The sequence below is a fragment of the Streptomyces asiaticus genome (assembly GCF_018138715.1).
Lineage (GTDB): Bacteria > Actinomycetota > Actinomycetes > Streptomycetales > Streptomycetaceae > Streptomyces > Streptomyces asiaticus.
Window position 1 is genome coordinate 5,144,111 of record NZ_JAGSHX010000006.1, and the last position, 13,261, is coordinate 5,157,371.

The 13,261-nt window shown below is 70.0% G+C and carries 13 protein-coding genes; 11 read left to right on the forward strand and 2 right to left on the reverse strand.

Going from position 1 to position 13,261, the window contains the following annotated elements; translation table 11 throughout:
* Positions 1 to 201: 201 nt before the first annotated feature.
* The 6 genes from KHP12_RS29305 to KHP12_RS29330 all read left to right on the forward strand — a co-directional run bounded on the left by KHP12_RS29305 (position 202) and on the right by KHP12_RS29330 (position 6,917).
* On the forward strand, positions 202 to 1,113 hold the full coding sequence (locus tag KHP12_RS29305; protein WP_037955247.1) for a menaquinone biosynthetic enzyme MqnA/MqnD family protein: 912 nt from the start codon (positions 202 to 204) through the stop codon (positions 1,111 to 1,113).
* 80 nt (positions 1,114 to 1,193) lie between these two features.
* Entirely contained in the window at positions 1,194 to 2,960 is a 1,767-nt protein-coding gene (locus tag KHP12_RS29310) for a serine/threonine protein kinase (protein ID WP_086886487.1), read from the forward strand.
* A 126-nt stretch (positions 2,961 to 3,086) separates the two neighbouring features.
* Positions 3,087 to 4,286: a cyclic dehypoxanthinyl futalosine synthase gene (gene mqnC, locus KHP12_RS29315; protein WP_086886486.1), complete on the forward strand. Its 1,200-nt coding sequence runs from the start codon at positions 3,087 to 3,089 to the stop codon at positions 4,284 to 4,286.
* Positions 4,286 to 4,735 carry an imidazolonepropionase-like domain-containing protein gene (locus KHP12_RS29320; protein ID WP_182467881.1) on the forward strand — a complete coding sequence of 150 codons (450 nt, stop codon included), beginning with the start codon at positions 4,286 to 4,288 and terminating at the stop codon, positions 4,733 to 4,735. Before mqnC ends, KHP12_RS29320 begins: the two co-directional genes overlap by 1 nt.
* Positions 4,736 to 4,790: 55 nt before the next feature.
* On the forward strand, positions 4,791 to 5,483 hold the full coding sequence (locus KHP12_RS29325) for a demethylmenaquinone methyltransferase (protein WP_086882933.1): 693 nt from the start codon (positions 4,791 to 4,793) through the stop codon (positions 5,481 to 5,483).
* A 123-nt stretch (positions 5,484 to 5,606) separates the two neighbouring features.
* Positions 5,607 to 6,917 carry a geranylgeranyl reductase family protein gene (locus KHP12_RS29330; RefSeq protein WP_244202954.1) on the forward strand — a complete coding sequence of 437 codons (1,311 nt, stop codon included), beginning with the start codon at positions 5,607 to 5,609 and terminating at the stop codon, positions 6,915 to 6,917.
* A gap of 215 nt (positions 6,918 to 7,132) precedes the next feature.
* On the opposite strand, the gene KHP12_RS29335 is transcribed toward KHP12_RS29330, so the two are convergent.
* A complete protein-coding gene (locus KHP12_RS29335) occupies positions 7,133 to 7,915 on the reverse strand; it encodes a VOC family protein (RefSeq protein ID WP_086882932.1) in 783 nt (260 codons plus the stop codon).
* 268 nt (positions 7,916 to 8,183) lie between these two features.
* Here KHP12_RS29335 and KHP12_RS29340 point away from each other — a divergent pair, with 268 nt between their 5' ends.
* Positions 8,184 to 8,603 carry a CBS domain-containing protein gene (locus KHP12_RS29340; RefSeq protein ID WP_086882931.1) on the forward strand — a complete coding sequence of 140 codons (420 nt, stop codon included), beginning with the start codon at positions 8,184 to 8,186 and terminating at the stop codon, positions 8,601 to 8,603.
* An 83-nt stretch (positions 8,604 to 8,686) separates the two neighbouring features.
* On the opposite strand, the gene KHP12_RS29345 is transcribed toward KHP12_RS29340, so the two are convergent.
* Entirely contained in the window at positions 8,687 to 9,505 is an 819-nt protein-coding gene (locus tag KHP12_RS29345; protein ID WP_086882930.1) for a C40 family peptidase, read from the reverse strand.
* A gap of 712 nt (positions 9,506 to 10,217) precedes the next feature.
* Between KHP12_RS29345 and KHP12_RS29350 the strand changes: the two genes are divergently transcribed.
* Genes KHP12_RS29350 through KHP12_RS29365 form a run of 4 tightly spaced genes read left to right on the forward strand, consistent with a single transcriptional unit; the run spans position 10,218 to position 13,250 of the window.
* On the forward strand, positions 10,218 to 10,577 hold the full coding sequence (locus tag KHP12_RS29350) for an NADH-quinone oxidoreductase subunit A (RefSeq protein ID WP_020869381.1): 360 nt from the start codon (positions 10,218 to 10,220) through the stop codon (positions 10,575 to 10,577).
* A gap of 32 nt (positions 10,578 to 10,609) precedes the next feature.
* Positions 10,610 to 11,164: a NuoB/complex I 20 kDa subunit family protein gene (locus KHP12_RS29355; protein ID WP_020869380.1), complete on the forward strand. Its 555-nt coding sequence runs from the start codon at positions 10,610 to 10,612 to the stop codon at positions 11,162 to 11,164.
* Complete coding sequence (locus KHP12_RS29360) at positions 11,161 to 11,916, forward strand: NADH-quinone oxidoreductase subunit C (RefSeq protein WP_086882929.1); 756 nt, start codon at positions 11,161 to 11,163, stop codon at positions 11,914 to 11,916. Before KHP12_RS29355 ends, KHP12_RS29360 begins: the two co-directional genes overlap by 4 nt.
* On the forward strand, positions 11,916 to 13,250 hold the full coding sequence (locus KHP12_RS29365; RefSeq protein ID WP_086882928.1) for an NADH-quinone oxidoreductase subunit D: 1,335 nt from the start codon (positions 11,916 to 11,918) through the stop codon (positions 13,248 to 13,250). Before KHP12_RS29360 ends, KHP12_RS29365 begins: the two co-directional genes overlap by 1 nt.
* The last annotated feature ends 11 nt before the right edge of the window (positions 13,251 to 13,261 follow it).

Consider the following 13,261-nt stretch of genomic DNA (forward strand, 5'->3'; position numbering starts at 1 on the left):
AGGAAACCAAACTGCAACTTGCGGCGAGCCTAGCACGCTCCGTGTGCGCGAGGAAAGAGCCGAAGATCACGAAAACGAGGGGTTTCCCGGGCCTCGCAGGTGGATAAGATCGCAGGTCGAGCGCTTACGTGCCAGTCAGCACAAGGCTGCCGGACCACCCCGCCGCCATTACCCGGGGCGATCGGGGCTAGCCTCCGAGACGTGGACAATTCACCGAGTTCCCCCTCGCGGAGTACACAGGACGCCTCAGAAAGCCTCGGCCCGACCGGCGCTCATCGGCTGAGTCGGCCAAAAGTGGGGCACATCCAGTACCTCAATTGCATGCCGTTGTACTGGGGCCTCGCCAGGACCGGATCCCTCCTGGATTTCGACCTCACCAAGGCATCTCCCGACGCCCTGAACGACCTGCTGGTCCGTGGTGATCTCGACATCGGCCCGATCAGTCTGGTGGAGTATCTGCGCAATGCGGACGATCTCGTCGCGCTCCCGGACATCGCGGTGGGCTGTGACGGGCCCGTCATGTCCTGCGTGATCGTCTCGCAGCTGCCGCTGGAGCAGCTGGACGGGGCGCGCGTCGCACTCGGTTCCGCCTCGCGCACCTCCGTGCGCCTGGCCCAGCTGCTGCTCGCCGAGCGGTACGGACTCGCCCCCGACTACTACACCTGCCCGCCCGACCTCAGCCTGATGATGCAGGAGGCCGAGGCGGCGGTGCTGATCGGCGATGCCGCGCTGCGGGCCAACCTCCATGACGCGCCCCGGCTGGGCCTGCGGGTCCACGACCTGGGCCAGATGTGGAAGGAGTGGACCGGACTCCCCTTCGTCTTCGCGGTGTGGGCCGCCCGCCGCGAGTATCTGGAGCGGGAGCCGGAGATCGTCCGGCAGGTCCACGAGGCGTTCCTGTCCTCGCGGAACCTCTCCCTGGAGGAGGTCGGCAAGGTCGCCGAGCAGGCGGCGCGCTGGGAGCAGCTCGAGGCATCGGTGCTGGAGCGTTACTTCACCACCCTCGACTTCAGCCTCGGCCAGGCGCAGTTGGAGGGCATCGCCGAGTTCGCCCGCCGTACGGGGCCGACGACCGGATACCCCGCGGACGTCCGGGTCGAGCTGCTCAACTGACCTTCCCGACCGCACGACCTGCGGTGGACGGCCGGAAGACCCCCTAAGCTGGATCGGCGCACGGAGGGGGAGGCAACGCGATGGATCCGCTGGGAGCGGACGATCCGCAGGTCATCGGCGCCTATCGGCTGCTCGGTCGGCTCGGTTCGGGCGGTATGGGGCGCGTTTTTGTGGGCCGCAGCGCGGGCGGGCGCACGGTCGCGGTGAAGGTCGTGCACGCCCATTTCGCGCTGGACGAGGAGTTCCGCGCCCGTTTCCGGCGCGAGGTCGACGCCGCGCGCCGGGTCGGCGGTGCCTTCACCGCACCGGTCCTGGACGCCGACCCGGAAGCACGTATTCCGTGGGTGGCCACCGGCTATGTGGCGGGCCCTCCGCTCAACCAGGCCGTGTCCGACGAGGGGCCGCTGCCGGAGCCGTCGGTGCGGGCGCTGGGCGCGGGGCTCGCCGAGGCACTGGCCGCGGTGCACGCCCTCGGCCTGGTCCACCGCGACGTCAAGCCGTCCAATGTGCTGCTCGCGCTCGACGGTCCGCGGCTGATCGACTTCGGTATCGCCCGGGCCACCGAGGGCACGGTGTCGCTGACCTCGACCGGCGCCTCCATCGGCTCGCCCGGCTATATGGCGCCCGAGCAGATCCTGGGCGAGAACGTCGAGGGCGCGGCCGATGTCTTCTCGCTCGGCGCGGTGCTGGCGTACGCGGCGACCGGTGAGCCGCCGTTCCCGGGCGACACCTCGGCCGCGCTGCTGTACAAGGTGGTGCACGACGAGCCCCGGTTCGGCCATGAGCTGACCGGGGAGCTGCGCGATCTGGTCGCCGCGTGCCTCGCCAAGAACCCGGCCGACCGCCCCACCCCCGAGCAGATCGTGCGGCGCCTCGCCTCCGAGGACGGCGCCTCGGGGCTGGCACGGCCGGGCTGGCTGCCGGGGGCGCTGGTCGAGCGGGTGAGCCGGCAGGTGGTGGAGCTGCTCGACCTGGAGGCGGAGGCCGTCGCGGCGCCGTCCGCGCCCGAGTCCGATGCCCGGCCGGCCGGCGACGCACGGCCCGCCCTGGAGCCGCCCGCCGCCGAGCCCTCCGACGCCGCACCGTCCGCCGAGGACCGCCCGACCCCGCCGCCCACCCCGGCCCTGGGGCCGGTTCCGGCCGCGCCCGTGCTGGGCGCCTTCGGCCCGCCCGACCCGTCGTACGCCGACGGGCCGCGGGGGAAGGACCGGCCCGACGCCCCTCCGCTCCCCGCCCCGCCGTCGTCGAAGCCGGACGGCGGCCGCAGTGTCTCGCTCTCCGCCGCCGTCGGCGGTAAGAAGCGCCCCAAGGCGCTGAGCTGCACGCTGGTGCTGTCCGTCGCGGGCGCGCTGGCCGCCGCGACGACCGCCGCCGTGCTCTTCCGGGTGCTCCCCGGCGGCTCCGACGACAGCGCCGACCAGAACGCCGGCAGCAATCCCCGTCCGTCCGCCACGGAACAGCAGCCGGGAGCCGGGGACACCGGATCCGAAAAGGGCGATGTGCCCAAGAAGTTCATCGGCACCTGGCAGGGCGATCTGACCTCGGACTCGGGCATCCCGGTGGGCACCCTGACCATCACCTTCCGGCAGGGACACACCGGGCAGGACGTCGCCAGTGGCCGGGTCAAGCTGTCGGTGCTGCGCTGCGACAGCACATGGAAGCTGGTCTCGGCGGCCCCGAAACAACTCCACCTCGACGCGCGCCTCAAGGGCTCCGAGCCCCAGCAGGGGTGCAGCGACGCCTCGACGGACGAGCACTTCACCCTCACCTCCGACGGGACGATCAGCTACCGGGCGAAGGACAAACAGGCGGGCGATCCCACGGGCACCCTCCGCAAGCTCAAATGAGCACGCAGCGACGGGTGCGGCGGATACGGGGGTTAGCAGGTGTGCCCGACACGTACTCGTAGAGGCGTACAGGCCCTGGCGTAGGCTGGGTCGGTCCACCCATAAACCTCCGAAAGGTACGCCCCGGTGACCGCAAACGCAGAGGTGCAGGCAGTCCTCGACCGCGCCGCCGACGGGGGTCGGATCACCCCACAAGAGGCGCTCGACCTTTACCGCTCGGCTCCGCTGCACGCGCTGGGGGCCGCGGCCGACGCGGCCCGGCGCCGTCGCTACGCGGGCACCGAGCACATCGCGACGTACATCATCGAACGGAACATCAACTACACCAACGTCTGCGTGACGGCGTGCAAGTTCTGCGCCTTCTACGCCCCTCCGAAGGACACCGCGAAGGGCTGGAGCCGCGACCTCGACGACATCCTGCGCCGCTGCGCGGAGACCGTCGAGCTGGGCGGCACGCAGATCATGTTCCAGGGCGGCCACCACCCGGACTACGGGGTGGAGTATTACGAGAAGCACTTCGCGGCGATCAAGCAGGCGTTCCCGCAGCTGGTGATCCACTCACTGGGGGCCTCCGAGGTCGAGCACATGGCGCGGATCTCGGGCGTCTCGGCCGAGGAGGCCATCCGCCGCATCCACGCGGCCGGTCTCGACTCCTTCGCGGGCGCGGGCGCCGAGCTGCTGCCCGAGCGGCCGCGCAAGGCCATCGCGCCGCTGAAGGAGTCCGGTGAGCGCTGGCTGGAGATCATGGAGATCGCCCACAACCTCGGTGTGGAGTCCACCTCCACCATGCTGATGGGCACCGGCGAAACCAACGCCGAGCGGATCGAGCACATCCGCATGATCCGCGACGTACAGGACCGGACGGGCGGCTTCCGCGCCTTCATCCCGTACACCTACCAGCCCGAGAACAACCATCTGAAGGGCCAGACGCAGGCCACCGTCTTCGAGTACCTGCGGATGATCGCCATCGCGCGGCTCTTCCTCGACAACGTGGCCCACATCCAGGGTTCCTGGCTGACCGTCGGCAAGGAGGCCGGCCAGCTGGCCCTGCACTACGGGGCGGACGACCTCGGCTCGGTGATGCTGGAGGAGAACGTGGTCTCCTCGGCGGGCGCCCGCCACCGGTCCAACCGGATGGAGCTGCTCCACCTCATCCGCGCCGCCGGGCGGGTCCCCGCACAGCGCGCCACGACGTACGAGCACCTGGTGGTGCACGACGACCCGGCGAACGACCCGGTCGACGACCACGTCGTCTCGCACCTGTCCTCGACGGCGATCGAGGGTGGCACGGCCCACCCCGAGCTGACGGTGATCCAGGCGTCCTGATGCTCACGCTCCACGCGGCGCCCGTCGTCCGGGTCACCCCCGGCGACGCGGCGCCGCTGCACGACGCCGCCGTCGCGGTCGACGGCGACCGCATCGCGGCCATCGGCCCCCTGGCGGAGCTGCGCGAGACCTATCCGCGGGCCCGGGTGCGGGAGTGGCCCGGGGAGCTCGGCCCGGCCCTGGTCCACGAGGGCCCGGTGCCGGACGCGCCCAGCCCGCGGGAGCGGATCCACGCCCTGCTGCGGCGGGGCGCGACCGCCGTCCTCGCCCACCACCTCGGCGACGCCGAGCTGCGCGCGGCCGCCCACCGGGGCGGTATCGCCGTCCTGGACCGGCCGCGCCCGCCCGCCCTCGCCCCGGCGGGCCGCGCCGACCTGGCCGTCTTCGACGCGGACGGCGCCTGCTTGGCCACGGTGGTGGCGGGGCGGCTGGTGCACCGGCGCCGCTGAGGCACGCCGGGGCCCCGGGCGGGGGCGCGGGGCCGGCGAGGTGAACAATGGGGGCGTGAGCCGAGCATCCCTGGACAAGCAGCCGCACGAAGTCGCCGCCATGTTCGACGACGTGGCGGCCAAATACGACCTCACCAACGATGTGCTGTCGCTCGGGCAGGCCCGGCTGTGGCGCAAGGCCGTCGCCCGGGCCGTGGACGCGCGCGCCGGTGAGCGGGTGCTGGACCTCGCCGCCGGTACGGGGACGTCCTCGCTGCCGTTCCGGGAGGCGGGCGCGTACGTGGTGCCGTGCGACTTCTCGCTCGGGATGCTGCGGGAGGGCAAGAAGCGCCATCCGGGGCTGCCGCTCACGGCGGGCGACGCGACCCGGCTGCCCTTCGCGGACGGGGTCTTCGACGCCGTCACCATCTCCTTCGGGCTGCGGAACGTCCAGGACACGCGGGGCGCGCTGGGCGAGATGCTGCGGGTGACCCGGCCCGGTGGACGGGTCGTCATCTGCGAGTTCAGCCACCCCACATGGCAGCCGTTCCGCACGGTCTACACCGAGTACCTGATGCGCGCGCTGCCGCCGATCGCGACATCGGTCAGCAGCAACCCGGACGCGTATGTCTACCTCGCCGAGTCCATCCGCGCCTGGCCGGACCAGCCCGGCCTCGCCGCCCGGCTGCGGTCGGCGGGCTGGGAGCGCCCGGCCTGGCGCAATCTCACCGGTGGCGTGGTGGCCCTCCACCGGGCGTACAAGCCGTAAGGCGGCAGGTAGCCGGTACGGAGCGGCCCTTCGCGAGTGCCGCAGTACCGCCACCCATAGACTGCGACTGTCCAGTGCCCGGCGCGACCGGCACGCCGTTACCGAGGCTTGGGGAGACCCCGCGTGAGCGAGACCGCACCCACCGAGAGCGCGTCCTCCGGGATCTCGGAGCGCAGCGCCGATGTGATCGTCGTCGGCGCCGGACCGGCCGGCTCCACCACCGCGTACTACCTCGCCAAGGCGGGGCTGGATGTGCTGCTGCTGGAGAAGACGGCCTTTCCGCGCGAGAAGGTGTGCGGAGACGGCCTGACCCCGCGCGCCACCAAGCAGCTCGTCTCCATGGGCATCGACATCTCCGAGGAGGCGGGCTGGCTGCGCAACCGGGGCCTGCGGATCATCGCCGGCGGGGTGCGGCTCCAGCTCGACTGGCCGGAGCTGGCCGCGTACCCCGACTACGGCCTGGTCCGTAAGCGCGACGACTTCGACGAGCAGCTGGCGCGCCAGGCTCAGAAGGCCGGGGCCCGGCTGTACGAGCGCTGCACCGTGGGCGCCCCGATCATCGACGGGCGCACCGGCCGGATCACCGGGGTCGAGGCCAGGCTGGGCGAGGAGAAGACGCCCGTCACCTTCCACGCGCCCCTGGTGGTCGCCGCCGACGGCAACTCCACCCGGCTCTCGCTCGCCATGGGGCTGCACCGGCGCGAGGACCGTCCGATGGGCGTGGCCGTGCGGACGTACTTCACCTCGCCCCGCCATGACGACGACTACCTGGAGTCCTGGCTGGAGTTGTGGGACCGGCGCGGCGCCGAGGACCGGCTGCTGCCCGGCTACGGCTGGATCTTCGGCATGGGCGACGGCACGAGCAATGTGGGCCTGGGCGTCCTCAACACCTCGTCCTCCTTCAAGGAGCTCGACTGGCGCGAGGTCCTCAAGGCGTGGTGCGCCTCGATGCCGGAGGACTGGGGCTACACCCCGGAGAACATGACCGGCCCGATCCGCGGCGCCGCGCTCCCCATGGCCTTCAACCGTCAGCCGCACTACACCCGCGGGCTGCTGCTCGTCGGGGATGCGGGCGGCATGGTCAATCCGTTCAACGGGGAGGGCATCGCCTATGCGATGGAATCCGGGCAGATCGCCGCGGACGTGATCGTCCAGGCCCAGGCCCGCGCCACCGCCGCCCAGCGCGAACTGGCCCTCCAGCGGTACCCGAAGGTCCTCAAGGACACCTACGGCGGCTACTACACGCTGGGCCGGGCGTTCGTGAAGCTGATCGGCAACCCGAAGGTCATGAAGCTGGCGGCGCAGCGCGGGCTGACCCATCCGATGCTGATGCGGTTCACGCTCAAGTTGCTGGCGAACCTGACCGACCCGACAGGCGGCGACGCCATGGACCGCATCATCAACGGCCTCACAAAGGTCACCCCCCGCGCCTGACGCCTGTAGGGGCTCCGGCTCGACCGCAGGGCGGCCGGCGCCCCGAAGGGGCGCGGGGCTGTATCGACATGCGGCTCCGCCGCGGGGCGTGCCCAGCCACAACGGCGCCCCGAAGGGGCGCGAGGAACTGCGCGACCAGCCACAACGGCGCCGCAGCCGACCAACAACGCATCGCGGCACTTACAGACGTATTGCGGGCCCTCCCAGCGGAGCGCCTACGCTCCGGGCCCGCCGCTCGCTATGACGCCGAACGGCGCCCGGCCCACGTCCGCCAGCCAGGCCATCCGGCCGATCCCCTCCGCCGACATGGCCGGCATCAGCACCGAGCCGCCCAGGTCCTGACCCCTGGCCACCACCGCGTCGCAGTCCGTCACCTCGAAGTACGGCAGCCACTGCGGCGGTGTCGAATGCCCCTCCTGTAGCTGGGCGACGCCGCCGAAGGAGCCCTCCCGGCCGGCGCCGGACGTCATCAGCACCGTGTACGACCCGCCGGGGAAGGACATCTCCTCGGTGTCCCAGCCGAAGATCTTGCGGTAGAAGGCGAGGTCCTTGGCGGGATCGGGGGAGTGCAGCTCGGTCCAGCACAGGGTGCCGGGGTCGGTGACCGCGTCCAGCCCCGCCGTCCTGCCGGGCTGCCAGACGGCGAAGCGGGCCCCGCCGGGGTCGGTGAACTGGGCCATCCGCCCTTCCTCGAAGACGTCGAACGGAGCGAGCCGCACCGTGCCGCCCGCCTGCTCGACGGCCTTGGCGGTCGCCTCGGCGTCGGGGGTGTGGAAGTACGGCGTCCAGGCGGCGCGCGCGCCCTCCTCGGTGAGCGGCCCGACGGCCGCGACGGTCTTCCGGTCCAGGGTGAAGAAGCCGTACCCGCCCGCTTCGGGGCCTGCCGACTCGAAGTGCCAGCCCAGCAGGGAGCCGTAGAAGGCCACGGCCGCTTCGGTGTCGGGGGCGCCCAGATCGAGCCAGTTGGGGGCGCCGGGGACGTAATCGGTGGTGAGCATGGGGCGCTCCTTCGACGGTCGGGCGCGAAGGCGCAGGAGAGTTGTGCGGGGGTGTTCTGCCGGAGATTGCCTCGTTCTGTGCGGTACTGCCTCGTTACTCAGTCTGGCACCGGGCACCGACAGCCGCCGCCGGGCTCGACATGACGTCGCCGTGCGGCGGTGGTGACAATGAAGGCAGGGGGCGCCGTGTGCGCCAGCCGCGGCGATGCCGGACCGATGGGCCCACGGGGCCGGATCCACCGCCGGTGGGCCTGGCAGGAGGTACACCATGACGAAGGCAGCGGACATCATGCACCCGGGCGCGCAGTGGGTACCGGAGAACGAGACGGTGCTGCGTGCCGCCCAGCTGATGCGGGACCTGGACGTGGGGGCCCTGCCGGTCAGCGACGCCAACGAGCGGCTGTGCGGCATCGTGACCGACCGCGACATCGTCGTCGGATGCGTCGCGGAGAACGCCGACCCCGCGGGGACTCCCGTCGGGGCGCTCACCAAGGGCACCCCGCGCTGGATTCCCGCGGACGCCGATGTCAGGGACGTCCTGCGGGAGATGGAGGAGCACAAGATCCGCAGGCTTCCGGTGATCGACCAGAACAAGCGGCTGGTCGGAATGATCTCCGAGGCGGATCTGGCCCATCACCTCAGCGACGACCTGCTCGGCGAGTTCGTGGAGAAGGTCTACGCGCAGTAGCGGGGGAAGGACGTGAGGCCGCCGTCCACGACGGGAACGGCGGCCCCGGGGTCCCAAATACCAACGGATGACCGGCGGGCGTCCTACAGGACGCGCACGGCCCCGGTGGGCATGTCGTAGTCCAGCGGGCGCTCGACGATCCCGGTGCTCGAGTTCTGGGCGCCGATGAACTTGCCGCCGCCGACGTAGACGCCGACGTGGTACGCGCTGCCGGCGCTGCCCCAGTAGAGCAGGTCGCCCGGCTGCAAGGAGTCCAGCGAGACCGGGGTGCCGGTGGTGGACTGGTCCTGCGAGACCCGCGGCAGGCTCACGCCGACCTGCTTGAAGGCGGCCTGGGTCAGCCCGGAGCAGTCGTAGGAGGACGGACCGCTGGAGCCGAGCACGTACGCCTTGCCCAGCTGTGCCTTCAGGAAGCTGATCAGGGTCGCGGCGTTGCCGGAGGCGTTGCTGACGCTGGTGGTGGTGGAGAGCGTGGTGCGCTCGGCGGAGCGGGACGCCTTCGCCGCCTGGGCCTTGGTCTCGGCCGCGCGCTTGGCGGCCGCCTTACGAGCCGCCTCCCGGGCTTCCTTCGCCTTGCGTTCGGCCTCCGCCTTGGCCTTCTTGGCGGCGGCCTTCGCGTGGGCGGCCGCCTGGTCCTTCTGGGCCTGGAGCTCGTAGTCGGACGCCGCCTGCTGGGTGGCGTCCGCGGTCTGGGCGGCCGTGCTCGCCAGCGTGGCGCTGACGGTCGGCATCTCCAGGGTGGACTCGGCCGGAGCGGCGTTGTTCTCCGTGGCGGAGGCGGGCACGGCGGCACCGGCCACCGCGAGGGTGAGGAAGCCACCGGTCACCCCTGCGCGGAGCGCACGCGTCGACGTGGCACGGCGGGGCTTCCGGTGGCTGGGTATGTGTGCGACTGGGGACATAGGTCACTGGCTACCAGGGCCCTAAGGCCCAGATCAACAAAAGTGGGGTGCGCCACATTTGACGTGCACACGCCCAAAAACGCCCCCAAATGATCTCCACGGCCCACTCGGCCGCCTTGCCCGAATTTCGCGATCATGCGTCTACGCACGGCATTTGGCGGCCAAACCGGGACAGTGCGGGACCTACCACCGATGTGGTCTGCGTACAAAGGGTTCCCGTGAAATCTAGATCCACAACCCGTCTGGGCGTGGGATACCTCACTCGCTCCGAGCCGCTCGTGAACGCGTGCGCGGAGCGTTGATCGCGAACGGGCGCGACCCCGTGATCGATCGCCCCGGGACGAAGGTCACTCATGGGGATGGAAGGCGCCTATCAGCTGACGTTGTCCAGAGCAAATTTGCATGTATGTACCATGTCTTGGTAGGGGCGCAACGCGCTCACCTGTGATGACGCCTCCGAATGTCACTTCTCGTGGCCGTTCGGATGCTTCATGTACAAGATCACCGCTCATCCGACTTCATGATCCTTCGTCAGGTGGTGGAGATCACAAAGACGTTGTCGTACCCCGTGTCGCAGATCACAGACCGACGGGCATAGGATGCAGGCGAAACGGGCTTGTGAACTGCCTCACATGTGCGCGATCTTCGTGGGGCGGCGGCATGTCCGTGCGGTCCGCCAAGCAGTCATCGTCGACTGAAGGGAGCGAGGACGGTGAACGCATACGCGCCCATCCTCGTACTGGGAGCCCTCGGGGCAGGTTTTGCGATCTTCTCGGTTTTCATGGCCGCGATCATCGGCCCCAAGCGCTACAACCGGGCCAAGCTCGAAGCCTATGAGTGCGGCATCGAGCCGACTCCGCATCCGGCCGGCGGTGGGCGCTTCCCCATCAAGTACTACCTGACGGCGATGCTCTTCATCGTCTTCGACATCGAGATCGTCTTCCTCTACCCCTGGGCCGTCACCTTCGACGCCCTCGGCCTGTTCGGGCTCGTGGAGATGCTCCTCTTCGTGCTCACGGTCTTCGTCGCCTACGCCTACGTATGGCGCCGTGGCGGTCTGGAGTGGGACTAAAGGGGCTCTAGAGGAGATAGGGGAAACATCGCATGGGTATCGAAGAGAAGCTCCCGAGTGGGTTCCTGCTCACCACCGTGGAACAGGCCGCCGGGCTGGCCCGTAAGTCCTCCGTCTTCCCGGCCACCTTCGGCCTGGCCTGTTGCGCCATCGAAATGATGACCACCGGCGCGGGGCGCTACGACCTCGCGCGCTTCGGCATGGAGGTCTTCCGCGGCTCGCCCCGCCAGGCGGATCTGATGATCGTCGCCGGGCGCGTCAGCCAGAAGATGGCCCCGGTGCTGCGCCAGGTCTACGACCAGATGCCGAACCCGAAGTGGGTCATCTCCATGGGCGTCTGCGCCTCCTCCGGGGGGATGTTCAACAACTACGCGATCGTGCAGGGCGTCGATCACATCGTCCCGGTCGACATCTACCTGCCCGGCTGCCCGCCGCGGCCCGAGATGCTCATGGACTCGATCCTCAAGCTGCACGAGAAGATCCGCGAGGAGAAGCTCGGCGTCAATCGCGAGCGTGCGGCCCGTGAGGCGGAGGAAGCGGCGCTCAAGGCGCTGCCGATGATCGAGATGAAGGGGCTGCTGCGTTGACTGAGGCTAATGGGGTCAACCCCGAGGCCAACGGGGTCAACCCGGACAAGGACCTCAACGCTGAGAACCTCCCCGGCCGCCGCGGCGACCAGGGCGAGCCCATCCGCGTCCAGCGCGGGATGTTCGGCGCCAACAACGGCGGCGACACCACCGGCTACGGCGGGCTGATCCGCCCCGTACGGCTGCCCGGCCAGGCCACCCGGCCGTACGGGGGCTGGTTCGACGAGGTCGCCGACGAGCTCGAGGGCGCGCTCGAGGAGCAGTCGCTGCTCCCGGAGAACGCGATCGAGAAGACTGTCGTGGACCGCGGTGAGCTGACCTTCCACATCGCCCGGGAGCACCTGCCGCGGGTCGCCCGCACCCTGCGCGACGACCCGGCGCTCCGCTTCGAGCTGTGCACCGGCGTCAGCGGAGTCCACTTCCCCGGCGACAAGGGCCGTGAGCTGCACGCCGTCTACCACCTGCGGTCGATCACCCATGGCCGGGTGCTCCGGCTGGAGGTGAGCGCTCCGGATGACGACCCGCACATCCCGTCGATCGTCGATGTCTATCCGACCAACGACTGGCATGAGCGCGAGACCTACGACTTCTTCGGCCTGATCTTCGACGGTCATCCCGCGCTGACGCGGATCATGATGCCCGACGACTGGCAGGGCTTCCCGCAACGCAAGGACTACCCGCTCGGCGGCATCCCCGTCGAGTACAAGGGCGCCCAGATCCCGGCTCCGGACCAGCGGAGGTCGTACAGCTGATGACTGCCCCCCATGCAACGCCTTCCGCCTCCGCGCGCGAGACGACAGAAGGCACCGTCTACACCGTCACCGGCGGCGACTGGGACGAGGTCGTGGCCGCCGCGGCGAAGGCCGACGACGAGCGGATCATCGTCAACATGGGTCCGCAGCACCCCTCCACCCATGGAGTGCTCCGGCTGATCCTGGAAATCGACGGTGAGACGGTCACCGAGGCCCGCTGCGGAATCGGTTATCTGCACACCGGAATCGAGAAGAACCTCGAATTCCGGAACTGGACGCAGGGCACCACCTTCGTGACGCGCATGGACTATCTGACGCCCTTCTACAACGAGACGGCGTACTGCCTGGGCGTCGAGAAGCTGCTCGGCATCGAGGACCAGGTGCCGGACCGCGCCTCGGTGATCCGGGTGCTGCTGATGGAGCTCAACCGGCTCTCCTCGCATCTGGTGGCCATCGCCACCGGCGGTATGGAGCTCGGCGCGACCACGATCATGATCTACGGCTTCCGGGACCGCGAGCTGATCCTGGACGTCTTCGAGCTGATCACCGGTCTGCGGATGAACCACGCGTACATCCGGCCCGGCGGGCTCGCCCAGGACCTGCCGCCGGGGGCGGTCGACCAGATCCGGGCCCTTCTGAAGACGATGCGGAAGAACCTGCCCGAGTACGACAAGCTCGCCACCGGGAACCCGATTTTCAAGGCCCGGCTCCAGGACGTGGGCTACCTCGACCTCGCCGGCTGCATGGCGCTCGGTGTGACCGGCCCGATACTGCGGGCCACCGGGCTGCCGCACGATCTGCGCAAGACCGATCCGTACTGCGGCTATGACACCTATGACTTCGAGGTGCCGACCGCCGAGAGCTGCGACGCCTACGGCCGGTTCCTGATCCGGCTGGAGGAGATGCGCCAGTCGCTGCGGATCGTCGAGCAGTGCCTGGAGCGGCTGGAGCCGGGCCCGGTGATGGTCGCCGACAAGAAGATCGCCTGGCCCGCGCAGCTCGCGCTCGGCCCGGACGGCCTCGGCAACTCCCTGGACCACATCAAGAACATCATGGGCACCTCCATGGAGGCCCTGATCCACCACTTCAAGCTGGTGACCGAGGGATTCCGGGTCCCGCCCGGTCAGGCATACGCGGCGATCGAGTCGCCCAAGGGCGAACTGGGCGCCCATGTGGTCAGCGATGGCGGCACCCGCCCATATCGCGTCCACTTCCGCGACCCGTCCTTCACCAATCTTCAGGCCGTGGCGGCGATGTGCGAGGGCGGCCAGGTCGCCGATGTGATCGTCGCTGTCGCGTCCATCGACCCCGTGATGGGAGGAGTGGACCGGTGACTGATGTCCAG

Excerpts from the sequence above, each read along its gene's own strand:
- KHP12_RS29320 (WP_182467881.1), top strand. The coding sequence starts at position 4,286 with ATGCTCACGCTCCACGCGGCGCCCGTCGTCCGGGTCACCCCCGGCGAC.
- KHP12_RS29365 (WP_086882928.1), top strand. The coding sequence starts at position 11,916 with ATGACTGCCCCCCATGCAACGCCTTCCGCCTCCGCGCGCGAGACGACA.
- KHP12_RS29310 (WP_086886487.1), top strand. The coding sequence starts at position 1,194 with ATGGATCCGCTGGGAGCGGACGATCCGCAGGTCATCGGCGCCTATCGG.
- KHP12_RS29340 (WP_086882931.1), top strand. The coding sequence starts at position 8,184 with ATGACGAAGGCAGCGGACATCATGCACCCGGGCGCGCAGTGGGTACCG.
- KHP12_RS29335 (WP_086882932.1), bottom strand. The coding sequence starts at position 7,915 with ATGCTCACCACCGATTACGTCCCCGGCGCCCCCAACTGGCTCGATCTG.
- KHP12_RS29355 (WP_020869380.1), top strand. The coding sequence starts at position 10,610 with ATGGGTATCGAAGAGAAGCTCCCGAGTGGGTTCCTGCTCACCACCGTG.
- KHP12_RS29345 (WP_086882930.1), bottom strand. The coding sequence starts at position 9,505 with ATGTCCCCAGTCGCACACATACCCAGCCACCGGAAGCCCCGCCGTGCC.